Origin of the sequence: Massiliimicrobium timonense, assembly GCF_042850985.1 — a bacterium.
GTDB lineage: Bacteria > Bacillota_I > Bacilli_A > Erysipelotrichales > Coprobacillaceae > Allocoprobacillus.
Window position 1 is genome coordinate 1,373,273 of record NZ_AP031415.1, and the last position, 22,125, is coordinate 1,395,397.

General features: G+C 31.2%; 32 protein-coding genes. All 32 read right to left on the minus strand.

Going from position 1 to position 22,125, the window contains the following annotated elements; all coding sequences use genetic code 11:
- Positions 1 to 2: 2 nt before the first annotated feature.
- The 32 genes from ACGHJ8_RS07170 to nagA all read right to left on the minus strand — a co-directional run bounded on the left by ACGHJ8_RS07170 (position 3) and on the right by nagA (position 22,103).
- A complete protein-coding gene (locus tag ACGHJ8_RS07170; RefSeq protein WP_390539571.1) occupies positions 3 to 806 on the minus strand; it encodes a TlyA family RNA methyltransferase in 804 nt (267 codons plus the stop codon).
- Positions 787 to 2,661 (minus strand): 1-deoxy-D-xylulose-5-phosphate synthase, encoded by a 1,875-nt coding sequence (gene dxs, locus ACGHJ8_RS07175; protein ID WP_390539573.1) that lies wholly within the window; start codon positions 2,659 to 2,661, stop codon positions 787 to 789. The genes ACGHJ8_RS07170 and dxs overlap by 20 nt, the downstream gene beginning before the upstream one ends.
- Positions 2,662 to 3,510 carry a polyprenyl synthetase family protein gene (locus ACGHJ8_RS07180; RefSeq protein WP_087359678.1) on the minus strand — a complete coding sequence of 283 codons (849 nt, stop codon included), beginning with the start codon at positions 3,508 to 3,510 and terminating at the stop codon, positions 2,662 to 2,664. It lies immediately after the preceding gene.
- 1 nt (position 3,511) lies between these two features.
- Positions 3,512 to 3,730, minus strand: a complete 219-nt coding sequence (gene xseB / locus ACGHJ8_RS07185; protein ID WP_087359680.1) for an exodeoxyribonuclease VII small subunit — start codon at positions 3,728 to 3,730, stop codon at positions 3,512 to 3,514.
- Between the two features lie 9 nt (positions 3,731 to 3,739).
- Positions 3,740 to 4,993, minus strand: coding sequence for an exodeoxyribonuclease VII large subunit (gene xseA / locus ACGHJ8_RS07190; RefSeq protein WP_087359683.1), 1,254 nt, complete (start codon positions 4,991 to 4,993; stop codon positions 3,740 to 3,742).
- A complete protein-coding gene (gene nusB / locus ACGHJ8_RS07195; RefSeq protein ID WP_390539576.1) occupies positions 4,993 to 5,397 on the minus strand; it encodes a transcription antitermination factor NusB in 405 nt (134 codons plus the stop codon). Before nusB ends, xseA begins: the two co-directional genes overlap by 1 nt.
- Positions 5,398 to 5,497: 100 nt before the next feature.
- Complete coding sequence (locus ACGHJ8_RS07200) at positions 5,498 to 5,845, minus strand: Asp23/Gls24 family envelope stress response protein (RefSeq protein WP_087357433.1); 348 nt, start codon at positions 5,843 to 5,845, stop codon at positions 5,498 to 5,500.
- A 56-nt stretch (positions 5,846 to 5,901) separates the two neighbouring features.
- Positions 5,902 to 6,360 carry a SpoIIIAH-like family protein gene (locus tag ACGHJ8_RS07205; protein WP_211964586.1) on the minus strand — a complete coding sequence of 153 codons (459 nt, stop codon included), beginning with the start codon at positions 6,358 to 6,360 and terminating at the stop codon, positions 5,902 to 5,904.
- A 63-nt stretch (positions 6,361 to 6,423) separates the two neighbouring features.
- Positions 6,424 to 6,984, minus strand: a complete 561-nt coding sequence (gene efp / locus ACGHJ8_RS07210; protein ID WP_087357435.1) for an elongation factor P — start codon at positions 6,982 to 6,984, stop codon at positions 6,424 to 6,426.
- Positions 6,985 to 7,068: 84 nt separating this feature from the next.
- A complete protein-coding gene (locus tag ACGHJ8_RS07215) occupies positions 7,069 to 7,224 on the minus strand; it encodes a hypothetical protein (RefSeq protein WP_390539579.1) in 156 nt (51 codons plus the stop codon).
- Positions 7,221 to 7,622 carry a hypothetical protein gene (locus ACGHJ8_RS07220; RefSeq protein ID WP_390539581.1) on the minus strand — a complete coding sequence of 134 codons (402 nt, stop codon included), beginning with the start codon at positions 7,620 to 7,622 and terminating at the stop codon, positions 7,221 to 7,223. Before ACGHJ8_RS07220 ends, ACGHJ8_RS07215 begins: the two co-directional genes overlap by 4 nt.
- A complete protein-coding gene (locus tag ACGHJ8_RS07225; RefSeq protein ID WP_390542425.1) occupies positions 7,588 to 8,064 on the minus strand; it encodes a competence type IV pilus minor pilin ComGF in 477 nt (158 codons plus the stop codon). Before ACGHJ8_RS07225 ends, ACGHJ8_RS07220 begins: the two co-directional genes overlap by 35 nt.
- The gene (locus ACGHJ8_RS07230; protein WP_390539583.1) at positions 8,019 to 8,228 is read right to left on the minus strand and encodes a hypothetical protein; all 210 of its coding nucleotides are present in this window, start codon (positions 8,226 to 8,228) and stop codon (positions 8,019 to 8,021) included. The genes ACGHJ8_RS07225 and ACGHJ8_RS07230 overlap by 46 nt, the downstream gene beginning before the upstream one ends.
- A complete protein-coding gene (gene comGD, locus ACGHJ8_RS07235) occupies positions 8,218 to 8,649 on the minus strand; it encodes a competence type IV pilus minor pilin ComGD (protein WP_390539585.1) in 432 nt (143 codons plus the stop codon). Before comGD ends, ACGHJ8_RS07230 begins: the two co-directional genes overlap by 11 nt.
- Entirely contained in the window at positions 8,603 to 8,908 is a 306-nt protein-coding gene (gene comGC, locus ACGHJ8_RS07240; RefSeq protein WP_205088788.1) for a competence type IV pilus major pilin ComGC, read from the minus strand. The genes comGD and comGC overlap by 47 nt, the downstream gene beginning before the upstream one ends.
- Before the next feature lie 17 nt (positions 8,909 to 8,925).
- On the minus strand, positions 8,926 to 9,924 hold the full coding sequence (locus tag ACGHJ8_RS07245) for a type II secretion system F family protein (RefSeq protein WP_211964447.1): 999 nt from the start codon (positions 9,922 to 9,924) through the stop codon (positions 8,926 to 8,928).
- Positions 9,917 to 10,903, minus strand: coding sequence for an ATPase, T2SS/T4P/T4SS family (locus ACGHJ8_RS07250; protein WP_205088790.1), 987 nt, complete (start codon positions 10,901 to 10,903; stop codon positions 9,917 to 9,919). Before ACGHJ8_RS07250 ends, ACGHJ8_RS07245 begins: the two co-directional genes overlap by 8 nt.
- A 76-nt stretch (positions 10,904 to 10,979) precedes the next feature.
- Complete coding sequence (locus ACGHJ8_RS07255) at positions 10,980 to 11,594, minus strand: MBL fold metallo-hydrolase (RefSeq protein ID WP_205088791.1); 615 nt, start codon at positions 11,592 to 11,594, stop codon at positions 10,980 to 10,982.
- A 41-nt stretch (positions 11,595 to 11,635) separates the two neighbouring features.
- Positions 11,636 to 11,785, minus strand: a complete 150-nt coding sequence (gene rpmG, locus ACGHJ8_RS07260; RefSeq protein ID WP_087357442.1) for a 50S ribosomal protein L33 — start codon at positions 11,783 to 11,785, stop codon at positions 11,636 to 11,638.
- A gap of 75 nt (positions 11,786 to 11,860) precedes the next feature.
- Positions 11,861 to 13,918, minus strand: a complete 2,058-nt coding sequence (locus ACGHJ8_RS07265; protein ID WP_390539589.1) for a peptidoglycan D,D-transpeptidase FtsI family protein — start codon at positions 13,916 to 13,918, stop codon at positions 11,861 to 11,863.
- 81 nt (positions 13,919 to 13,999) lie between these two features.
- A complete protein-coding gene (gene lepA, locus ACGHJ8_RS07270; protein WP_087357444.1) occupies positions 14,000 to 15,808 on the minus strand; it encodes a translation elongation factor 4 in 1,809 nt (602 codons plus the stop codon).
- Positions 15,809 to 15,884: 76 nt separating this feature from the next.
- Positions 15,885 to 16,217, minus strand: a complete 333-nt coding sequence (locus tag ACGHJ8_RS07275) for a single-stranded DNA-binding protein (RefSeq protein ID WP_087357445.1) — start codon at positions 16,215 to 16,217, stop codon at positions 15,885 to 15,887.
- Positions 16,218 to 16,412: 195 nt separating this feature from the next.
- The gene (gene acpS / locus ACGHJ8_RS07280; RefSeq protein WP_087357446.1) at positions 16,413 to 16,742 is read right to left on the minus strand and encodes a holo-ACP synthase; all 330 of its coding nucleotides are present in this window, start codon (positions 16,740 to 16,742) and stop codon (positions 16,413 to 16,415) included.
- Positions 16,742 to 17,335, minus strand: a complete 594-nt coding sequence (locus ACGHJ8_RS07285) for a hypothetical protein (protein WP_087357447.1) — start codon at positions 17,333 to 17,335, stop codon at positions 16,742 to 16,744. The genes acpS and ACGHJ8_RS07285 overlap by 1 nt, the downstream gene beginning before the upstream one ends.
- A 40-nt stretch (positions 17,336 to 17,375) precedes the next feature.
- Complete coding sequence (locus ACGHJ8_RS07290; protein WP_087357448.1) at positions 17,376 to 17,696, minus strand: thioredoxin family protein; 321 nt, start codon at positions 17,694 to 17,696, stop codon at positions 17,376 to 17,378.
- Between the two features lies 1 nt (position 17,697).
- Positions 17,698 to 18,351 carry a tRNA (guanosine(46)-N7)-methyltransferase TrmB gene (gene trmB, locus ACGHJ8_RS07295; protein WP_087357449.1) on the minus strand — a complete coding sequence of 218 codons (654 nt, stop codon included), beginning with the start codon at positions 18,349 to 18,351 and terminating at the stop codon, positions 17,698 to 17,700.
- Between the two features lie 21 nt (positions 18,352 to 18,372).
- The gene (locus ACGHJ8_RS07300) at positions 18,373 to 19,095 is read right to left on the minus strand and encodes a pseudouridine synthase (RefSeq protein ID WP_087357450.1); all 723 of its coding nucleotides are present in this window, start codon (positions 19,093 to 19,095) and stop codon (positions 18,373 to 18,375) included.
- Positions 19,092 to 19,559, minus strand: coding sequence for a hypothetical protein (locus tag ACGHJ8_RS07305; RefSeq protein WP_390539593.1), 468 nt, complete (start codon positions 19,557 to 19,559; stop codon positions 19,092 to 19,094). Before ACGHJ8_RS07305 ends, ACGHJ8_RS07300 begins: the two co-directional genes overlap by 4 nt.
- Before the next feature lie 125 nt (positions 19,560 to 19,684).
- On the minus strand, positions 19,685 to 19,837 hold the full coding sequence (locus tag ACGHJ8_RS07310; protein WP_087357452.1) for a DUF1540 domain-containing protein: 153 nt from the start codon (positions 19,835 to 19,837) through the stop codon (positions 19,685 to 19,687).
- Positions 19,838 to 19,857: 20 nt separating this feature from the next.
- The gene (locus tag ACGHJ8_RS07315) at positions 19,858 to 20,043 is read right to left on the minus strand and encodes a sporulation protein Cse60 (protein WP_390539595.1); all 186 of its coding nucleotides are present in this window, start codon (positions 20,041 to 20,043) and stop codon (positions 19,858 to 19,860) included.
- A 39-nt stretch (positions 20,044 to 20,082) separates the two neighbouring features.
- Positions 20,083 to 20,961, minus strand: a complete 879-nt coding sequence (locus ACGHJ8_RS07320) for an aldose 1-epimerase family protein (protein ID WP_390539597.1) — start codon at positions 20,959 to 20,961, stop codon at positions 20,083 to 20,085.
- A gap of 11 nt (positions 20,962 to 20,972) precedes the next feature.
- Positions 20,973 to 22,103: an N-acetylglucosamine-6-phosphate deacetylase gene (gene nagA / locus ACGHJ8_RS07325; protein WP_087357455.1), complete on the minus strand. Its 1,131-nt coding sequence runs from the start codon at positions 22,101 to 22,103 to the stop codon at positions 20,973 to 20,975.
- Positions 22,104 to 22,125: the final 22 nt, after the last annotated feature.

Sequence of the window (22,125 nt, forward strand, 5' to 3'; positions counted from 1 at the left end):
ACCTACCTTTGAAAATGACTATGTGCCTCATTGACAACAACTTCAATATCAATATCCAAATCCGCCTTGTCCTGATAAAGGAAGCAACCTAAAAATTCAATATTTCCTTCCCCACCCGTAATCGGTGAGTAAGTTAAACCCTGTAAAGAAAACCCTTGTTCATGAGCATATTTAATGACTTCTTGAATCACTCGTTGATGAATTTCTGGGTGAGATACAATCCCGTGTTTTCCCACATCATCTCTCCCTGCTTCAAACTGTGGTTTGATTAAAGCAACACAGTAAGCCCCTTTTTTAAGAATTTTTGATAATGCTGGAAAAATATGTTTTAACGAAATAAAGGATACATCAATACTGGCAAATTCAGGTTGTCCATATTGAAACAATTCCAATGAAGCATAACGAAAGTTAGTTTGTTCTAAAACATGAACACGCGGATCATTCCTTAACTTCCAGACAAGCTGATTTGTGCCCACATCCAATGCATAAACTTCTCTAGCTCCATGTTGCAAAGCACAATCTGTAAAACCTCCTGTCGAAGAACCAATATCCAGCATCAAGAGATGATCTAATTGCAAATGAAAAACCTGTAATGCTTTTTCTAATTTTAATCCACCTCGTGATACATAACGTAACTTTTCACCCTTTATATATAAATGTGAATCAATCGGTATTTTGGTTCCGGGTTTATCAATATAATCATAATCATCACGTACAATGCCAGCCATAATCGCTCTTTTGGCTTTTTCGCGTGAATCAAATAAACCCTGTTCCACGCAAAGAACATCAACTCTTTCTTTTTTCATGAAGTATCTCCTTTACTGTTTGCTTTAAATCATCTATATGAATATGTTCTAATTTTAATAATTCATCTAATTGTCCCTGTGGCGTATAATGATCATCAATGCCCATATAATCAATAGTCATAGGCATATGTCTTTGAGAATAATAATGAGCAATTAAACTTCCTAACGATCCAGTCATTAGATCTGTTTCATATATAAGTAAATGTTGATGTAAATCAAAAAGTTCATCTAACATTTTTTCATCCAAAGGTTTAATAAATCTGGCATTAATTAAATTCACTGGCAATTCTTCCTGCATCAAAAACTGAGCGACCTGATACACTTTAGCATCATAAGTTAAAATAGTTAAAGGATTATTATCATTGAAAATGATTTTTTCCCATGTTCCTATATCAATTTCCTTATCCAAATCTACATTCATATCTTCCGTTGATCCTTTAGGAAATCTTAAAATATAAGGAGAATCAAAATGATGAAAAACTGTATTGATCATCTTTTTTAACTCTTGAGCATCTTTGGGTGACATAATTACAAGATGAGGAATGGCTGATAAAAAACTTATATCAAAAACACCATGATGCGTTTCACCATCAGCCCCAACCAAGCCACTACGATCAACACCAATCAGACATGGTAAATTCATTCTTGCAATATCATGATTAATCTGATCATAACAGCGTTGTAAAAATGATGAATAAATAGTAATAAATGGGTTTTTTTGTGCATTCGATAAACCTGCAGCAAATGTCATCGCATGTTCTTCTGCGATACCGACATCAAAAGAACGATCAGGAAAGGTTTCAAAAATCGAACGTAAACAACTTCCAGAAATCATGGCTGGTGTGATTGTCACAATATCTTCATCTTTATGCATCCATTTTTCAATGTGACGGGCTACAACTTCACTCCAGCTGATTGTAGAACTTTCTTGATGACGAATCCCTTCACGATAGTCAAAAGGAGGCACACCATGATAAACACCATAGTAATCATTTTCAGCAAGTGGATAACCTTTTCCTTTGACTGTATGTACATGAATAACAACACTATGATCCATTTCAGAGGCCAGAGCCAAAGCACTCAAAAGATCATGAAAATCATGTCCATTAATCGGACCAATATAATCTAAACCAAATTCTCCAAAAATATGATCATTAATCACATTATTTTTTATTTGATCTTTGATTTTCTTAGTCATTTTATAAACTTTTTTTCCTAAATTTGATTTACTTAAAAAAGAAATATAATTATTACGAGCATTTTTATATTGAGTAGACATTCTCACATCAGAAAAGAAATTACTTAAACCACCTACATTTTTAGAAATAGACATATTATTATCATTCAAGATAATAATAACCTTAGAAGATATGGACCCCAAATAATTCAATGCTTCAAAAGACTCACCACTCATTAAAGCAGCATCTCCTACAACACAAATGATTTCTCCTTTTTCATGATTTAAATCTCTGGCGACAGCCATTCCAGCCGAAGCTGATAAAGCCGTTGAAGAATGTCCTGCTTCCCATGCATCATGAATACTTTCTTTACGCTTTTGAAAACCACTTAATCCATGAAACTGTCTTAATGTCGAAAATTGCCCGGCACGACCTGTTAAAATTTTATGAACATATGATTGATGACCAACATCAAAAATAATTTTGTCTGTTGGTGAATTAAAAATATAATGTAAAGCTATCGTTAGTTCAACGACCCCCAAATTACTGGAAAAATGTCCTCCTGTTTGAGAAACATTTTGAATGATAAATGTTCTTATTTCTTGAGCTAATTCTTCCAATTCCTCAATATTCATTTGTTTTAAAAATTGAGGATCTTTGATTTGTTCTAGCTTCATTTAACTCACCCTTTTCAAAATTTTTACCAATAATTCTAAAATTAAGCCATGATTAATCTGCATAGCATATATTCTTTCATAACATTTTTCAAACAATTCATCTACTTTCTTTTGTGAAGCTTCAATTCCCAGCAATGTCACATAAGTAGATTTATGATTTTCAATATCACTTCCTACCATTTTTCCTAACTGCTCAGTTGTCGATGTGACATCCAAAATATCATCTTGAATTTGAAATGCCAAACCTAAATCATATCCTAGCTGTTTCCAATGTTTTAAATCATCTTTATTAGCTATACAGGCAGCCATTTGAAGACTGACGGAAATCAAATCTCCTGTTTTATGATAATGAATATCCTGGAGTTCTTCTAAAGAGGCTTGATGATTTTCAAAATATAAATCTTGTTGTTGACCATAAATCATACCATTGACACCACTTGCCTGATAAAGCAAATTCGTCAATTGAACTTTCAATGAATCATTCAATGTTGTCTGTAAAATCACATTAACACCTAAATTCAATAAAGCATCTCCTGCAAGAATAGCTGTCGCTTCATCAAATTGCTTATGACAAGTTTTTCTACCCCTTCTTAAATCATCATTATCCATTCCTGGTAGATCATCATGAATCAATGAATATGTATGAATCATTTCAATGGCACATGCCACATCCATATAAAAACGATAATCTAACTGATAAGATTTTAAAACAGTTAAAAACAGCATTGGTCTTAAACGTTTACCCGGTGCCAATAAAGAGTAAATCATGGCATCTTTGACTTTTCCCTCTTTAAGAGGCTGACATAACTCCAGTAAGCGTTGATTAATTTCCTCTTTCATTTCTTTCATATTAAGATTCACCCTCTTTAAAATCTTTTAACTGTCCATCTTCATAGATTTGTGCAACCTTTTCTTGAATGTTCTTTAATTTATTATCACAATATTGACAAAGCGTTACACCTTCTTGAAATAAAGCAATACTATCTTCCAATGGTATTTCATTATTTTCAAGACTATTCACTATTTCCTCCAAACGCAAAATTGCCTGTTCATATGTCATTTTTTCCATTTTTCTCACCTACTTTATTTGTGCTTTTCTTACTCCATCATAAAATTGTATATCAACAATATCATTTGTCTGAACATCATTTTTTGATTTCATCAGTTTTTGATCCTTTTTAATAAGAGTATAACCTCTTTGCATGACTTTTAAAGGACTTAATGCATCAAGTTGAACAATCAGTTGTTGTGTTTTATAGTTTTGCTGTTGAATCTTCTGATCCATCTTTTGTTTTAAAAGTTTTTGATATTCTAACAACTGTTGATAAACTTTCAAATCAAGAACCTTAAAATGATAAAACAGTTGATCTTTCAAATGCGTTAAACGTAATATTTCCTGAGAGTACAGAGCTTCTGGTGTGTTTAAAAAATAAGAATTTTTCAGTCGATCCAATTTTTGTTGATGAATATGTAAATATTGTTTCATACGATATGTCAACTGTTGCTGTAATTCATAAAGATGTTTTTTTAACTCTTTTTGATCAGGTGTCGCAAACATGGCTGCCTCAGAAGGTGTAGCACAACGAACATCACTAACAAAATCACAAATAGTAAAATCCATTTCATGTCCAACAGCACTTATAATGGGCGTTTGACAAGCATAAATTTGTCGAGCCAAAGCTTCCTCGTTAAAATTCCATAAATCCTCAATAGTTCCACCACCACGTGTTATCACAATGAAATCAAAGCCCAGTGAATCAACTTGAGATAACGTCTGGATAATCTTCAAATATGCATTTTTTCCCTGTACTGGAATAGGAAATAAAACAATTCTCGTAAAAGGAAAACGATCATGTGAAATTTTAATAAAATCTTGCACAGCATCTCCATTCTTAGCTGATAAAACAGCTATTGCTTTAGGAAATGGAGGAATTGATTTTTTATGCTGGGCATCAAATAATCCTTCTTGTGATAACTTCTTCTTTAAATTTTCAAATTCAACATATAGCTTTCCTAAACCATCCTGTTCCATTGATTGTACATATAACTGATAATCCCCAGAAGGTTCATAGACAGAAACATATGCACGAATATAGACTTTCATTCCATTTTCAACCTGAAACGAAAGTTTTCTTGCATTTGAATAAAACATGATGGCTGAAACTCTTGCATGATCATCTTTTAAAGTGAAATAAAGATGACCACTAGGATGTGGTCTGAAGTTTGAAATCTCACCTGTAATATAGACATTTCTTAACGAAGCATCCTGATCAAATTTGGCTTTTATATATTTGTTTAAAGTTTGAACACTAATGTATTTTTGTATATCCATTATCCAACATTTCCTAAAATACCATTAATAAATTTATAGGAATCATCATCACAGAACTTTTTCGCATTCACTACAGCTTCATTCACAACGATTGTCTTAGGTAAATCAGATTCCAGCAGTTCACATGTTGCGATAAAGAGGATTGCTCTTTCCATGACACTTAAACGTTCAAATGTCCAACCTTTCTTCAAATATCTCTCTAATAATTGCTGATAAGATGCTTTATTTTGTAAAGTAGTTTCTACCAGCCATAATGCAAATTTCAAAGAATCTTCACTTGATGAAAGTTCTTTATTTTCTGATATATAAGTATGCATATCATCAAGAGATGCTCCAACTAATAAATTTTGATAAATACATATTGTCGCAATTTCTCTTGCTGTTTTACGATGTGTTTTTTCCATATTAATAAGTTGCCTCCACAATTTTCAAATATATTTCATTCTACCACAATTAACGCTAAAAATAAACAAAAGAAAAGTAAGAAAATCATTTCTTACTTGTTTAATCAAATTCAATATTATCAACTTCAATATTAATGTGTTGAACATCAACATCAGTCATCTGTTTAACAGCTACAGCTATTTTTTCCTGAATTTCTTTTGTTATTGATGAAATATTGACACCATATTTAATACGTACATGGATACAAATATAGACCTCATTATCCTTAATTGTACAATTCACAACTTTCTTTGTACCCGGAATTTGAATTCCCTTAGATGTATCTAAAGAAACATTTTTCATTTCATTAACAGTTCTTTTTGTAATTTCATCAAACACTTGAACATTCATAAGAATTTTTCCATTAACGCGTCCTTGTGTATAAGTATAATATTCATTATGTGCCATAACATTACCTCTTTTCTATCTACTATTGTATATAAAAAGTGACAAAAATACAAGTTTTATTCTTCAATAAATTTAACTTCCACCTGATAAGAATCACCAACTAAATTCAATACTTCTTTGATAACCTTTGAGGCATCCGTTTGAGTTGCATCTTTTTTTAAAATTGTTATTTTAATTGTCTGCTGATCAATTTCAACATAACTTTCCGCATAGCCCATTTCTTTAAGTTTTGATACAATTGATTTTTCTTTTTCAGTTACATTCTTCGTTTCACTGATTGTTTCTAAAGCCTCATTAATAGATTCAGATGTACTTGATTCTTTTGCAATAATTTCATTGTTCTTTGTAATAATATCTTCTCTTTTTTGATCTAATTGATTCTGTAATTGTTCAATGGTAGATATATCATTTTGTACAACCTCATTTTCAGATGTCGGTGGCAACATAATATAATAGATGGATAACACAAGAATAAGACTAAATAATGTTAAAAATGTAAAAGCCTGTTTATTCATATTCATTCTCCTTTTTTCTATATACTATATGAACAAACAGACTTAATTATGAAAAAAAAGAGCTTACGCTCTTCCTTGATATTTCCCATCTACAGTATTGACAAGAACCATTTCACCTTCATTAATAAATAAAGGCACTTTGATTTGATATCCTGTTTCAATTGTTGCATTTTTTGTTGCCCCTGTTGCTGTATCACCTTTCACTGCTGGTTCTGTTTCAGTTATCTGGAAAGCCACATTGACTGGTAATTGGACACCCAAAACTTCACTTTGATAACTTGTAACTTCAACTTCATCAGATGGTTTTAAAAAGTTCTTTTCCCATTCCAGACGACTACCAGGGATTTCAATTTGTTCAAAAGTTTCATTATCCATGAAAACAAGCATATCTCCTGAATCATAAAGATATTGCATTTTTCTTTTTTCAATCATTGCTAAATCAACTTTGGCAGTAGGATTATAAGAAACTTCTGTAATTGCACTTGTTCTCAAGTTTTTTCTTTTTACCATATATTTTCCTGATAAACGTCCTTGTTTATTCTGTTCATTAGAAATACATAAAAACAAATCATTATTTTCTGTATATGCATTTCCTGCTTTTAATTCTTTGATATTAACAGCCATAATTTTCTCTCCTTTGCTATTATTCTTTAGAATTATAGCAAATTTCTATCATGTTGTAAATAAATCATATGGGAATATCATCTTTTAACAGAATAAGACAATCATAAAATCAAAAGCCAATAGACAATAAACAAGTATTTTCAGCTTTTGTTTGTTATGATCATCAATAGGTGCTTTTTCACGATAACAGGTTAACAAAAAGCATAAAATCAATAAACCAAAAACAATATAATAAATCATATGTAACCTCCCACAATATATTCAAAATTCAAGACAGTGCCTGTTTCTACTTCAATTTCTGTTAAAAATTGATACTGATAATCTATTGTTTCAATAGTGGTAACCACTTCATAATGATCACCCAAATCATCTACCGTTGTTTTAATTTGATAATTTTGAAAAGAATAATCATCACTTAATAAAATATCATTTTGAACACTGTCACTATAATATTTCACAAGAAATATTTCTAGATTTTTTTGTTTCATAAGTGTATCAATAGATTTAAAATTACGACCTGATTGCAAAATAGAAAATGTTGTTATAGATAATGCGAATGTCAGCATCATGAAAACAATTAAAACAATCTGCAAAACAGATCCACTATGATTCTGGAATAATCTCTGATATATTTTCATCTGTTTCCTCTGCTTCTTGATGCATATTGGCATATGTTAGTAAAAATGTGTAATTTTGACGATCTCTTGTCATATGTATATAAACGAAATCATTTTCTACAGAAAAAGAAACATCATCAATATCAAACAATAATATTTCAAATCCAGGTTTTTTAACCAGTCTTTTTTGATCCAACTGTAAAGATGTTTCTTCTTCTTCAAAATTCATATAACGAAAAGTATCACCAGCTTCTAAATATGCACACCCTAGTGTATATTGACTACATTGTTTTGCAGCTATGTAAATATCTTCATTATTTTGCGTATGATGTGTATAGGCATATCGTATAAGCTGAAAAAGACTTGTTAATGATAAAAGAATAATAAGCGTAATAGAAAGTGATAATAATACCTTTACTAACGTAAAACCATTTCTATGATGCTGATGTAATCTTGAGAATATGTGTACTCACTCTCCTTTTCTAAAATCGTTTGATAATTGTCTTGAATATGGCTTTCTTTTTGATATAAAACAGAAAATAATCCTACAAAAATGATAATCACAGTGATAAAAATTTCAAATGCCAGTAAACTCTCAATTAATGTTGCTCCATGATTATCGGACATAAAAAGTTCCACTTCCAATCTGATAAACAAATTCATAACGCTGACTTCCACAGTGGTAAATCAATGTTTTTGCACCTTGAATATTTCCATTTTCATTAAAACTCAATTGATGTGATTCAAATGAATCATTATCATCAAGCTGTAATGTTTCTTTTGACTGATTCCATCTATAAACAATATTTTGCTTTGAAAATAAAACATCAACCTGTGTTTTTTGTGTCATGGCTGTGAGTTTTGCCTGATAAAGAAATTGAATCATTTCATTGATTTTAACAGTATCACTTTTTTGTGGAACATGAATACGCATTGAAATACAAAACATCATACAGATAATAACAAGTACAAAAAGTGTTTCAATCATTGTAAAACCACCTTTATTTAACATAGGCTTGACCATTTTTAATAGCGATTTTTTTGCCATTTGGACAGACACCTTGTTTTTCTGTCAAATAGGGTTGACTGCCACTTGTTAAATCAGAGATGTTTCTAGGTAATTTACCATTTTCAATTTCATAAAGTAAAATTTGTGAATTGACAACTTCAATTTGAGCATCGCATCCTTTATTTTTGACAACTGTATTTTTAGATGTCACATTAGGAATAACAAGTAATAAAATAATAAGTATAACACTAATACAAAAAATCATCTCAATTAAAGTAAACCCTTTTTTATTCAACATATGAATTGTCCTTTCTGTTATAGATTTGATATTGAATTCATCATTGGAATAATAATCGCGATATAAATTGTAATAACAAAGATAGCTACAAAACAATAAACTGCCGGTATCAAATATTTTAAAAATCTTTTGATCCAGTAATCTAAATATTCATAGGTGGCTTGGATATAATAAGATAAAGCTTTTTTTTGTTGAGGATTTTTCATATACATTTGAAAAAAAGAAATAAACAATTGATCAAAGTATTCAAAATCCTCCAGTATTTCTTCTAAATTCTCACCTCCATATAAACGATTATTCATTTCATATAAGACTATTTTTAAATCACTATCCGTCATTTGTTCATTTAAGACTTGAATAATTCTTGTACTATCCATATCCTCATTTAATAATTCATGAAAATACAAAGCAAACTTCAAAGAAAAATATTTTTGTAAAATCGTCTTAAATACAGGCCATTTTAAATAAAGTTCAATGACCTTATATAATTTATGCTTAAGTGCATAAACAAGCCTAAAAACAAGATATAAGCTTAAAAATACAGCTAATATAATGAAGCAAGGCATAATGTAAAAGAAAGCAAATAAGATTTGAATCATAATTGATTTTTCAATCTGAAATGATAAAAATAACTGATTGACATTAGGCAATAAAACCAAAACAACAAATAACGAGAAAAGAAATAAAAATGTCATTAATATAGAGGGATAAGTTAATTGAGATTTTAATTGATTTTGATAATCCTCTTTCATCATGCATATATCCAGACTTTTTTTAATTGCTTCTGATAAACAATTTTTATTTTGAAAAAAACGAAAATATTCTTGAAATAAATGAGGTAATGAAGACTGCAATAATACAGTTTCAATAGATTCACCATGATCCAATTGTTTTAACATCTCATAAATAGCTGGATGATGAAGCATCTGCTGACATAAACTCAACGTTTCTTCAATACTGTAACCAGCATCTAACAAGCTATACATATTCTTCAATAAAAGATAATCCTTATTCATTATTGAGCTCCTCTTTAAACAAAGCTTGATCAAACCCAAGATTGACAAGTTCTAAAGCTGCCTTTTGAAATGATAAATAAGAACATGTATGCTCTTTGAGATATTGTTCAATATCCTTTTTCTTCATCAATTCTGATAAAACAATAGCCTGTTTATTTTGAATATCATATTTCATACGTTGTGAAATCACACCAATGACCACATCAAGAATATCAGCCTCATGAATCCCTAAATTCATTAATCTTTTCATTGATAAAGGTGCATTACTGGCATGAATCGTTGTTAAAACAAGATGTCCAGTCAAAGCACATGTTAAAGCAATCTTTGCTGTTTTTTCATCACGAATTTCTCCTATCATAATCACATCGGGATCATGTCTTAAAATCTGTTTTAATGTATCATGATATGTAATTCCAATTTTTTCATTTAATTCAATTTGAAGACAACCATCTAAATGAATTTCAATAGGATCTTCAATCGTAATAATGTTTTTACGTGCTCCTGATAAAATTTGTTTTAATAAGGTATAAAGCGTGGTTGACTTACCAGAACCTGTAGCACCACTAATAAAAAACAAACCACTATTTTGTAAAGAAAGCCAATAGAGATAATCTTGAATTTCCTTTTGGTATGTTAATTCTTCAATCGAACGTAATTCATGATTATTCAAAATTCTAATCACAATACTTTCAAATTCAAGAGAAGGTAAATAAGATACCCTTAAAAAATAAGTCTTTTGATTCATATTTATAGAAATATTACCTGTTTGAGGCATCAAACGATAATTCGTATGAATCATAGAACGATATTTAATAAAATTCATCAGCTTATACCCTCTTTCATTTTCCATCACCTCATATTTCTTTAATTCTCCAAAAATACGAAACTGAATCTTCAAATCCTTTTTCAATAACAAATGAATATCAGTAGCATTTTGGTTTAATGCACGATAAATCATCTTCTCAAATAGTTCATTCATAATAACCCTCCTATTATATATATACGCATTATTTTTGCATTTTTCTTTTTTTTCAATAAAAAAAGATCATATTTTTTTATGATCTTAAAAAAGGGTTATGCATTTGTTCATATTTTATAGAGCTTTCTTCACCATGTCCCGGTAATAAACGAGCATCAAACTGTAATGTTTTTATCTTTTCCAAACTCTGTTTTGTTGTTAAATGTGAAGACGTTGGAAAATCATAACGTCCTATTGATCCAGCAAATAAAACATCCCCACTGAATAATGCATTTTCCTGAGGAACATAAATCATGCTGCTTCCTTCACAATGTCCCTCTAACAATAACCATTGAACAGTCATATTGGCTATATTCATTGTTGGTGTGGCTTCTAATATAGGAGCTTTTAATGTCATTGGTTCCCCCATCATACTTGAAAGATTATATTCAGGTTTCGCAATTATTTCTAGTGATTCTTTCTGGGTATAGATAGGACAATGATATTGATTATAAAGATAATCAACAGCTCCAATATGATCAAAATGACCATGTGTTAATAAAATAGCTTTAATATCAAGTTCATTTTCTGTTAGAAAACGAGCAACTTTTTGTCCCTGTGCACCTGGATCAATCACAAAACATTCATGTTGCTCATTATAAACCACATAACAATTTGTCTGCATTGTTCCTAAGATTAATTTTTTTATCATATATTTCTTCCTTTCCTATAAAGAAAAAAAGCCAAAAAGGCTTATTTCTTTTCTTTATGAGTAGTTTGTTTATTACATCTAGGACAGTATTTTTTTACTTCCATTCTTTCTGGATGATTTCTTTTATTTTTTGTATTAATGTAGTTTTCTTCTCCACATTCAGTACATTTTAAAATGATGTTTTCTCTCATTTTTACACCTCCATCACGACTTTGCCATAATATAATAGCATAAACAATAATAAAATGCTATAAATTTTTTACTTTTTATCCATATTTTTCAAAATACTTCTCAAATGCATATTTTGATAATGTCTGACATGTGCTTCCTGCTCCATTTGGTAATGCTTCTGCAATACATGCCACAGCAATTTCAGGATCATCATATGGTGCATACCCAACAAAGGCACGGTTTGCCCAGATATCATATGTTCCTTCATGTAATACTTGGGCTGTTCCGGTTTTCCCAGCAGCTTCATAATCACCATTGACACTTTTTGCTAATCCAGAAACACACCCCATACGGAATCCTGTATGAATTGTATCAAATGCCATTTTATAGCTTGATACATCATCAAGCACTTTGACTTGATGTTGCAATAAAGAAATCTTTGTTCCGTTTTCGTCTTCAGTAAAAGATTCCATAAACAGATGTGGTTGAATTCTCTTGCCACCATTGGCAATTGTTGAAATATATTGTGCAAGTTGAATAGGGGTATAGGTATCATATTGTCCAATCGCAAAATCCAGGAAGTTACCAGGTTGACGCTGTGTCACTTTTCCACGATAACCTAAGGCTTCACTTGGCAGGTCAATACCTGTTTTCACACCTAATCCCAGTTCACCTACATCTAAACGCATTTGATCGAAAGCTGAGTCTTTAATAGATAATGGCTGTTCATATTCATATGTGCCTCCACCTAATAACGTTGCGACATAGAACATATATATATTTGAAGATTGCGATAAAGCTTCCGCAGCGTTCAAACGTCCTAATCCACCTGTATCCCACGAATATTTAGCTGGTGTCCCAGCAATTTTAAATCCACGACTCGTATCATCAAATTCTGTATACTGGTTTATCACGTTATGCTTCATTCCCGCATAAATTGTACCACCTTTAAATGCTGAGCCAGGTGCAAAAGCATTTTGTACAGCACCTCCAGCTAATTCGTAGACATCCCCCTCACTGTCTTTTTGAACACCACACATGGCATAAATAGCCCCCGTATTAGGATCAATCAAAACCAGATAAATATTATGATTATATTTATAAAGAGAGCCAGTAAAACCTTTCATCGTCTTTTCCATTTGTTCAGTAATAGATGACTGTAAATCCCAATCAATTGTCAAACGAATGTTATCTCCTTTGGTTCCACTGGAAACAGTATTGACAACAGGATTTCCATCACTATCATAGCTTAATGAATAAGTTGCAGGTGTTCCAGCCAATATATCTTCATATTGCATCTCCAAACCACTGATTCCCACACGAGAGTCATTATTATAATCTTTAGCTAAAAGAATATCTTTTGTACTCGCAGGTAATCCTGCTTTTTTCGTTGTCACTTTACCTAAAACGGATTTAAAATTAGCTCCATAAGTTGTTTCTCTAGACCAGTCATTCGTCACCTTAACACCACGTAAAATATCTGAATTTTCACCAATCAGACTGGCTTCTTTAATCGTTAAACCTTCCAATAAAACAACTGATCCACTGCTACAATTTTGAATCTTAGCATAAAGCATATAAAATTTAATATCATCTTCAGATAGGTTTTCCTTAAGCATTGCACTTGTTATACGACTAAGCTGTAATTGATAAAGTTCATCACTTGTATAAGTCGATTTTTCTTCTTTAGTCAACAAACTATCCACCAGTTTTTCATTTTTCAAAATCAGATAATCTTTCTTATCTCTTTCGGTTACGCTTTTGATATCAACATTAACATTTTTAACTAAGAAGTTAGCAATCATTTCCATTTCTTCTTTTGTTATATCTTGGACTGCATAATAAGTTGCACAATTGATATTTTTATTATAAGACAGTCTTTTATAATTACGGTCATAAATATTTCCACGAAATGTATCTTTTGTAAAAAGACTTGTATTGTATTGATCAAGCTTTGTTGTGTAATATTCTTGCTGGGTGATCTGTGTTAAAAATAAGCGAACTAATAAGATCACACCAACAACACCAATGAATCCCATTAAAATTTTAAATCTTCTTGAGATGACATTATCAGTTTGATTTTTAATTTGTGTTTCAATTTCTTTTTGTCCTTCAAATCGGATAGGATTTTTCTTAAAAAAACTCAATCGCAATGCACCTCCTCGACTTATTATATTATATACAAACCAGAAAGTAAATCAACCCATAAGAAAAAGAGAATTTCACAAATTCTCTTAATCATCATCAACAGATAGAATAGCCATGAAAGCTTCCTGTGGAATTTCTACACTTCCTACTGCTTTCATACGCTTTTTCCCTTCTTTTTGTTTTTCCAGTAATTTTTTCTTACGAGAAATATCCCCACCATAACATTTTGCTAAAACATTTTTACGCATTGCCTTAATATTTGTACGAGCAATGACCTTCCCTTGAATAGCTGCCTGAATTGGCACTTCAAACATCTGTTTAGGAATAATTTCCTTAAGCTTTTCACAAATAATACGACCACGATTATAAGCAAAATCTTTATGAACGATTGTTGATAAGGCATCAACAACTTCCCCATTTAACAAAATGTCCATACGTGTTAAACGACTTTCCTTATAGCCATCTAACTCATAATCAAAAGAAGCATAACCTTTTGTACAAGATTTTAATTTATCAAAGAAATCATAAACAATTTCACTTAAAGGAATCAAATAAATAACATTTCTTCTTAAATCATCAATATATTCAATATCTTGATACTCACCACGTTTAGATTGACAAAGTTCCATAATAGGTCCAACATATTCACTCGGAGTCATAATAGATGCTTTGACATAAGGTTCCTCGATATGATCAATACGCTGTGGTCCCGGTAATGCAGCTGGATTATCTATTTCTACCATAGAACCATCCGTTAAATAACAATGATAAATAACAGATGGAGCGGTTGCAATTAATTCAAGATCAAATTCTCTTTCTAGACGTTCTTCAATGACATCCATATGTAAAAGACCTAAGAAGCCACAACGAAACCCAAAACCTAAGGCTTGTGATGTTTCTGGTTCAAAGACAAGTGATGAATCACTGAGTTTCATTTTTTCTAATGCTTCACGTAAATCTTTATATTTTGCATTATCAACTGGATACAGACCACAATAAACCATTGGATTTAATTTTCTATATCCAGGTAACTGTGTCTGTGATGGATTTTCCAGTGTAGTAATGGTATCACCGACATGAACATCATTAATTGATTTGATAGAAGCTGCAATCCATCCAACTTCACCAGTCACCAGCTCATCTTTTTTGACTTCTTTTGGTGTTCTAACACCGACTTCAAGGACCTCATAAACAGCATCCGTCGCCATAAAACGAATGTGGTCACCCACACGAATACGTCCTTCTTTAATACAAACAAAGACAATGACACCACGATAACTATCATAGTAGGAATCAAAGATAAGTGCCTGTGTTGGATGTGAACTATCGCCACGAGGAGCTGGAACATTTTTGACAATATCTTCTAATACATCTACAACATTCAATCCTGTTTTTGCAGAAATGAGTGGTGCTTCATCAGCTGGTAAACCAATAATATCCTCTATTTCATGAATAACACGTTGTGGATCAGCACTTGGCAAGTCAACTTTATTGATGACAGGTAAAATTTCCAGATCATTATCTAAAGCCAAAAATACATTAGCAAGAGTTTGAGCTTCCACACCTTGAGCCGCATCAACCACAAGAACTGCTCCTTCACATGCGGCAAGTGAACGTGAAACTTCATAAGTAAAATCGACATGACCCGGTGTATCAATCAGATGTAAAAGATAGGTTTCTCCATTTTTAGCCGTATACTGTAATTGCACAGCATTAAGCTTAATTGTAATACCTCTTTCACGCTCTAAATCCATACTATCAAGCAACTGTTCTTTCATATCGCGATCACTGACCGCCCCTGTTAATTGTAATATTCTATCTGCAAGAGTCGATTTTCCATGATCAATATGAGCAATAATAGAAAAGTTTCTCATATGTGACTGATCAATACTCATCTTTATCTCCCCTTTCTTTTCTTATCTATTTTACACAATTCTATCTGAAATGAAAACAAAAAAATAGTCAAAATGACTATTTTTTCATAAAATATCTATCTAGGAATTCAACATGTTCTACTTTCACTTCCATGATCGTCGTTGAAAGATGATCAGGCGTTTCAAATGTTTTTGATTGCAATCTCCCCTTAATTCCTAAAAAGCTTCCTGCTTCACAACAATCCATCACTTCCTGTGCTATGCCTTTCCATAAAACACAGCTAATATAATCGTGATCTCTAATTCCTAGATTATTACGATAAGGTCTTTCTACATCGAGAATCAATGTCGCCAGTTTTACTCCCGTTGGCGTTTCTTTAAATTTTGGATTTTCGGCTAATCTGCCAATTAAAATAATTTCATTAAACATTTTTATATTTTCCCTCCTCAATATGAGTATATAGGAAAACATAAAAATGACCAAAATCACTCTTTTTCTACATTTTTGAACTCTTTTTTTATATTTTGGTATGTAAAAATAGTGTTTTTATGTCAAAAAAACTCATTTTTATGAAAAAACACGACCAATTTCATGATTTTGGATAAAAAAAGTAAAGAAAATTCTTTACTTTTCAATCAAAACAAATGCAACAGCATACTTTTTTTCGTGTGAAATAGAAATATGAGCATGAGGATCATGTAAATAAGGAGCACCACTTTCATCATTAAGAATTTCAATGTCTTGAAAAGACATTGCTCCAATACCTACATGACAAGCTTTCATATAAGCCTCTTTTCCAGCAAAACGTCCACCTAAAAACTCCAATTGTCTACGAGATGACTGTATTCTTGTAAATATTTCATATTCACGAGAAGATAAAACACGTTTCACAAAATGAAGATTATGTATATCTAAACGTTCAAGATCAACAATATCCACCCCAATACCTTTCATTAATCTTTAAACTTCTTTTCATAAAGACTCATCAATTCATCTAAACTCATAGAATCATCAATTTCATCAATAAAAGAATCCTCATCTTTATTTTGAAAATCAAGTTTAAATTCACCTGTACGTTCTTCAATGATTTTTAATTGATCTTGTTCTTCTTCAACAATATTTGCAATATTTCTTAAATTCTGTTCAACACTAGGTTCTTCCTTTTTTTTCTCCACTTTTTCTTCGACTTGTTCAAATGGTCCATAAAAAGGACTAATAATAGGAATCAATTCATCTGATTCTTTTTTAACCTTCTTTACTTTAGGTTTCACTGTTTTTTTGACTTCTGGTTTTTTGATTTCTTTTAAACCCGTCATTGGTGAAATAATTTCACTCATACGATAGGTTGTTTCAACATTAACACTTTTTTTCGTTTCTTTCCTTTTAACATCTTCTTTTAGAACATCTTGTTTAGGTTCATTTTCTTCTACTTCATCATTATAAATCAAAGGTGTACTAAATTTTTCTTTACGTCTTTGTTCTAAAACGGGATCAACCTTTTCATATAATTCTTCTTCATCTTCTTTTTTGAAAAACTTTTTAAACATCCTGCTTTCCTCCTTACATATATGTTCTATTTCTACAAAATTATGCTATTTGATCAATAAAGGCTTGAATCTGTTGTTGGGTTTTTCTTAATTTATCTACATAACGTCCCACTTCTTGACCGTTGCGATAAGCCACAAAAGAAGGAATTCCCATAATATCTAAATCAATACATAAATCAACCATTTCATCTCTATCAATATAATAGAAAGTCCATTGTGGATTTTGAGCAACTAAATCATCAATAAAAGTTTTTAAAAAATGACAATCAGGGCACCAAGTTGTTGAAAACACAAGCATGGCTTGACCTTGAATAGCTTGTTCATAAGCTTGTAAATCACTAATTTTTGTTAAATTATCCATATTATTTATCTCCTTTTAATCTTGTTTTTATTTGATATATAGGTCCAAATGGAGAAAATTTTCTTTCATATTCAGTTTGAATATTATCTTCATATCCCTCACTATGATGTAAATCCAGACAAACATCTTCAAAATAAAGTCCAAAGTTTTGAAAAGAAACCAGTGAATATTCAAATAAAGAACGATTGTCTGTTTTTAAAATCAATTCACCATCTAAAACCAAAATGTCTTGAAAAACCTCCAGAAAAGCTGGTGATGTCAATCGTCTTTTTGTATGGCGTTTTTTAGGCCATGGATCACTAAAATTCAAATAAATACGATTTACTTCACCTTTTTCAAAAACATCTCTTAAAGAAATGGCATCAGCTTTTAATAATTTCAGATTTGGTAAATGATTGTCCTGTATATCAATTTTTTTTACTGCACCAACCATCACACTGGGAAACTTTTCAATCCCAATAAAATTAATCTCTGGATAACGCGATGCATTTTCAATAATGAAATCACCTTTCCCCATCCCAATTTCTATATAAATGGGATGATTATTCCCAAAAAGTTTATGCCATTGATTTTTATATTGCACTCCATCTATGACAACCATATCATCATGTGCTGCCAAAATATCATTCGCTTTAGGGTTATTTCTTAAACGCATATATTCCTCCCATATTTTTATTTATTGTAGCACAGTTTCGCTTTTTAATCTATCTAATTCTTCATCTGTTAATTCACGATAAGAGCCTAATTCCAGACTTTCATCCAAGACAAGATTTTTCATACGAATTCTTTTTAGATAAGTAACCTCTTTTCCAACAGCATGAAACATCTTTTTGATTTGATGAAATTTTCCTTCATATATTTCAACTTCAATTTCACTTTCATTCCCGTTAACAGATAATATCTTTAAATGTGCACTCTGGCATTGATAATCCTGATCAATGATAACACCGGATAAAAAAGTTTGAACATCATCATTTGTCACAACTCCCTGAATTTTAGCATAGTAGACTTTCGGACAATGTTTCTTTGGAGAAAGTAACTGATGAGCAAGTTGACCATCATTTGTAATTAACAACAATCCCTCTGTATCAATATCTAATCTTCCTACAGGAAATAAATCTTGACGATAGTTTTCTTCAATCAAATCAATGACAGTTGGATAAAAATGATCCTCTGTTGCACTAACAAATCCAGCCGGTTTATTTAACATATAGTAAACATATTTTTGATACATAATTTCTTCATCATCAACATAAACCTTATCACCAACAGGATCTACATGATGCTTATCTTTTTTGATAACTTCACCATTTACTTTAACATATCCATTTTTAATCAATTGTTTCACTTCTTTACGTGTTCCAAAGCCACAATGTGCTAATAATTTATCTAATCTCATGGTTCTACCTCAATATATTTTTCTACTCTTTCTGTTTTGTCTTCATCCAAATAATAACTTATATAGAGCTTGACACTCTGCACTTGAGTTGTTTGTCCTGAAAGTTGAACACCTTTATAATAATGTTTTGACTTATCAACATAATGAACCTTTAAATGACTTATCGAGTCATCAACAATACCTAAAACAGGACACATGTTCTGATCATTTTCATTAGCATAAGCCATTGCTTCAATATAATACATATCAACCTGTGGCTGATCAATGATAAGATCATAACGATAGACATCCTCTATACGATTAAAAACAACTCTTACACAAAATGGATAATCTTTATCAAAAACGTGTTGTGTGATCAGTTGTTCCTTGATTTGATAATAGTCTTGAAACTGTTCATCTGAAGATGATGATTGACAGGCTACACATAATAATAAAATCATCATACCAATCCATATCTTCTTCATATCATCACCGCCTCTATTATAACAAATTTGTATAAAGATAGCTATAATAAATCTTGACTCATCTAGAACTTGTCATAAAAAAAGGTATTATTACGTTTCCATAATCATACCTTTTCTCATCTCTTTTACTGACGACATTCAAATGTATCACAAGCAGTTTGAGAAGTTTTCTTGGCTTCTACACAGTGACAATTTCCAACATGAATACAATTCGCTTCACAACATCCGTCACAATAATATTTACAGTTATCTACGCTACATTTTACATCTTTAGCCATAGTTTCACCTCCATATATTATTATGCCTGTCTTTGAGATGAATATACAATCAAACAGCTAAAACTATATTCAAGTTGACCATGACATGATGTCAAAGCTACTTGATATTGCATATCTTGAATATTAGGATTTTCTTTTTGAATAAATTCATTTAAGGCATCTTCTAAATCTAATTCGTGTCCTTTTTCAATAATTTTTATTTTCATATATTTATCATAACACCATGTCTATCAAAAATATGTCATTTATTGACGAATCTCAATAGCAAACATACAAGTAAATTCTTGTTGTGGTTCTAAAGCAATCATACCTTCTTTGTCTTTAAATTCACCATGAAAATCAATATAATCTCCATGTCCATTCCAAGGTTCTAAAGCTAATAAACCACCGACATGTTTACTTGCCCAGATTCCTAAATGAGGATAATTTCCCATATGGAAATAAATGGCTTTTTGATGATGAATTGATTTTAACGCAACATAACTTGATTGAAAATCTTTCAATACAATCGCATCATTATCTAATAAAGCTTGTCTTACAAAGAAACGTCTTTCATGATCAAAAAATGGTTTTGTGATACGTGACATGGCACGATGCGCCACATCTATAACTTTTTGATCAAGAGTTTCTTCTTTTTCAAATTCAACATAATAATCATTGCTGGATTCATGTTCCATGAATGGACAAGCAAAAGCAGGATGTCCTCCAATCTGGAAATAAATTGTTTTATCATCAGTATTTTTGACAATACAGCGACATTCCAATGTGTTCTCTTTTAAAGTATAAATCACTTTTAAATCAAACAAATAAGGATATTGTTTTAAAATATCTTCATTAGGTGTGAGTTCAAATTCCACACATGTATCTGAAAGCTGATGGGTCATATACTCATTATGTCTAGAAAAACCATGTTGTGTCATATGATATGTTTTTCCATCAATCAGACATTCATCATTATGCAATGCTCCAATGATTGGAAAAAGAATAGGAGCACTACTTGCCCATAAAGCAGGATCTCTACGCCACATATAATTAATATGGTCATGTTGACCTATAATTTTAATAATTTCTGCTCCTTTAGCATTTAATTCAACTTCTAATTCACTGTTTTTTAAAGTTGCCATATCTTTCTCCTCTATTTCATTTGTCCTTTAATCATTGTCTGTAAAATTTGAATATCATCATCAAAAAAGATAATATCTGCATAATTTCCTGCTTTGATTTCTCCAAGTAATGGTTCATTTAAGCTTTGAGCTGGATTATAACTTGCAAGATTAACAGCTTCATTTAAAGTCAATCCTAGATGTTCATAAGCATTTTTAACAGCTGTATTCATAGAAACAATACTTCCAGCTAAAGTTCCATCAATCAATCTTGCTTCTCCATCTTTAACATAGACATCTTGATTTCCTAAAAGATATTTTCCATTTTCCAGTCCAGCAGCTTCTAATGAATCAGTAATTAAAATAAGTTTATCTTTTCCTTTTGTACGTAATAATGCTTTTGCTGCAGCATAATTAACATGGACACCATCTAAAATCAATTCAGCATAAACACTATCATTAATCATCACAGCTCCAACAACACCAGGAGCACGATGCGTTAAAGGTGTCATAGCATTATAAGTATGTGTTCCAGAAGTGGCTCCTGCATCAATGGCTGCCTGTGCCTGTTCATATGTTGCATTTGTATGCCCTAAAGAAACAACTGTATTTTTATCTTTGAGATAGTCAATCAATTCTAAAGAATGTTCTAATTCTGGAGCAATAGAAATTTTTCTAACTACGTCTTGATGATCCTTCACAAAAGACTGATAGTTTTCAACAGTTGGTAAAATCATACATTCTTCTGGTTGCGCACCTTTGTATTTTTTATTAAAGAAAGGTCCTTCCAGATGTGTACCTAAAATCTGTGCTCCTTCTACTTGATCTTTATATGTTGCGATATTGTCAATAGCCTTTGTAATATCATCAACTGGCATTGTCATTGTTGTTGGTAAAAAAGATGTCACTCCTGTTTTTAAAGTTGCTTTTGAAATCGTATTTAAATCTTCAAAAGTTGCATACATTGTATCACTACCACCACGCCCATGTGTATGTACATCAATAAAACCAGGGCTGACATAAGCTCCTTTAGCATCAATAATTTCTTCTTCTGTTGGTTGACGGTCACTTATTTCCATAATTTTATCACCATCAATAAATACATTTTTTTCTACAATCTCATCATGTAGAATCACTTTCCCGTTTACAATACATTTTTTCATTTTATACGTCCTCCTTTCTTTA

What these genes read in the sequence shown, in the direction of transcription:
- ACGHJ8_RS07180 (WP_087359678.1), bottom strand. Translation starts at nt 3,510, where the DNA reads ATGAAAGAAATGAAAGAGGAAATTAATCAACGCTTACTGGAGTTATGT.
- nagA (WP_087357455.1), bottom strand. Translation starts at nt 22,103, where the DNA reads ATGAAAAAATGTATTGTAAACGGGAAAGTGATTCTACATGATGAGATT.
- ACGHJ8_RS07315 (WP_390539595.1), bottom strand. Translation starts at nt 20,043, where the DNA reads ATGAAAATAAAAATTATTGAAAAAGGACACGAATTAGATTTAGAAGAT.
- lepA (WP_087357444.1), bottom strand. Translation starts at nt 15,808, where the DNA reads ATGAGTATTGATCAGTCACATATGAGAAACTTTTCTATTATTGCTCAT.
- trmB (WP_087357449.1), bottom strand. Translation starts at nt 18,351, where the DNA reads ATGCGTTTAAGAAATAACCCTAAAGCGAATGATATTTTGGCAGCACAT.
- ACGHJ8_RS07285 (WP_087357447.1), bottom strand. Translation starts at nt 17,335, where the DNA reads ATGTTTAAAAAGTTTTTCAAAAAAGAAGATGAAGAAGAATTATATGAA.
- ACGHJ8_RS07220 (WP_390539581.1), bottom strand. Translation starts at nt 7,622, where the DNA reads ATGAAAATATATCAGAGATTATTCCAGAATCATAGTGGATCTGTTTTG.
- ACGHJ8_RS07275 (WP_087357445.1), bottom strand. Translation starts at nt 16,217, where the DNA reads ATGTTTAATGAAATTATTTTAATTGGCAGATTAGCCGAAAATCCAAAA.
- ACGHJ8_RS07215 (WP_390539579.1), bottom strand. Translation starts at nt 7,224, where the DNA reads ATGATTTATTATATTGTTTTTGGTTTATTGATTTTATGCTTTTTGTTA.
- acpS (WP_087357446.1), bottom strand. Translation starts at nt 16,742, where the DNA reads ATGAAAGGTATTGGGGTGGATATTGTTGATCTTGAACGTTTAGATATA.
- ACGHJ8_RS07250 (WP_205088790.1), bottom strand. Translation starts at nt 10,903, where the DNA reads ATGAATGAACTATTTGAGAAGATGATTTATCGTGCATTAAACCAAAAT.
- ACGHJ8_RS07170 (WP_390539571.1), bottom strand. Translation starts at nt 806, where the DNA reads ATGAAAAAAGAAAGAGTTGATGTTCTTTGCGTGGAACAGGGTTTATTT.
- efp (WP_087357435.1), bottom strand. Translation starts at nt 6,984, where the DNA reads ATGGCTGTTAATATCAAAGAATTAAAAGCAGGAAATGCATATACAGAA.
- ACGHJ8_RS07305 (WP_390539593.1), bottom strand. Translation starts at nt 19,559, where the DNA reads ATGAAGAAGATATGGATTGGTATGATGATTTTATTATTATGTGTAGCC.
- ACGHJ8_RS07230 (WP_390539583.1), bottom strand. Translation starts at nt 8,228, where the DNA reads ATGTCCGATAATCATGGAGCAACATTAATTGAGAGTTTACTGGCATTT.
- dxs (WP_390539573.1), bottom strand. Translation starts at nt 2,661, where the DNA reads ATGAAGCTAGAACAAATCAAAGATCCTCAATTTTTAAAACAAATGAAT.
- nusB (WP_390539576.1), bottom strand. Translation starts at nt 5,397, where the DNA reads ATGGAAAAAACACATCGTAAAACAGCAAGAGAAATTGCGACAATATGT.
- ACGHJ8_RS07200 (WP_087357433.1), bottom strand. Translation starts at nt 5,845, where the DNA reads ATGGCACATAATGAATATTATACTTATACACAAGGACGCGTTAATGGA.
- comGD (WP_390539585.1), bottom strand. Translation starts at nt 8,649, where the DNA reads ATGGCAAAAAAATCGCTATTAAAAATGGTCAAGCCTATGTTAAATAAA.
- ACGHJ8_RS07255 (WP_205088791.1), bottom strand. Translation starts at nt 11,594, where the DNA reads ATGATAAAAAAATTAATCTTAGGAACAATGCAGACAAATTGTTATGTG.
- ACGHJ8_RS07310 (WP_087357452.1), bottom strand. Translation starts at nt 19,837, where the DNA reads ATGGCTAAAGATGTAAAATGTAGCGTAGATAACTGTAAATATTATTGT.
- xseB (WP_087359680.1), bottom strand. Translation starts at nt 3,730, where the DNA reads ATGGAAAAAATGACATATGAACAGGCAATTTTGCGTTTGGAGGAAATA.
- comGC (WP_205088788.1), bottom strand. Translation starts at nt 8,908, where the DNA reads ATGTTGAATAAAAAAGGGTTTACTTTAATTGAGATGATTTTTTGTATT.
- ACGHJ8_RS07300 (WP_087357450.1), bottom strand. Translation starts at nt 19,095, where the DNA reads ATGAGATTAGATAAATTATTAGCACATTGTGGCTTTGGAACACGTAAA.
- ACGHJ8_RS07245 (WP_211964447.1), bottom strand. Translation starts at nt 9,924, where the DNA reads ATGAATAAGGATTATCTTTTATTGAAGAATATGTATAGCTTGTTAGAT.
- ACGHJ8_RS07320 (WP_390539597.1), bottom strand. Translation starts at nt 20,961, where the DNA reads ATGGCAACTTTAAAAAACAGTGAATTAGAAGTTGAATTAAATGCTAAA.
- ACGHJ8_RS07205 (WP_211964586.1), bottom strand. Translation starts at nt 6,360, where the DNA reads ATGAATAAACAGGCTTTTACATTTTTAACATTATTTAGTCTTATTCTT.
- ACGHJ8_RS07290 (WP_087357448.1), bottom strand. Translation starts at nt 17,696, where the DNA reads ATGGATAATTTAACAAAAATTAGTGATTTACAAGCTTATGAACAAGCT.
- rpmG (WP_087357442.1), bottom strand. Translation starts at nt 11,785, where the DNA reads ATGAGAGAAAACATCATTTTAAAATGTACTGAATGTGGAGAAGAAAAC.
- xseA (WP_087359683.1), bottom strand. Translation starts at nt 4,993, where the DNA reads ATGGATATACAAAAATACATTAGTGTTCAAACTTTAAACAAATATATA.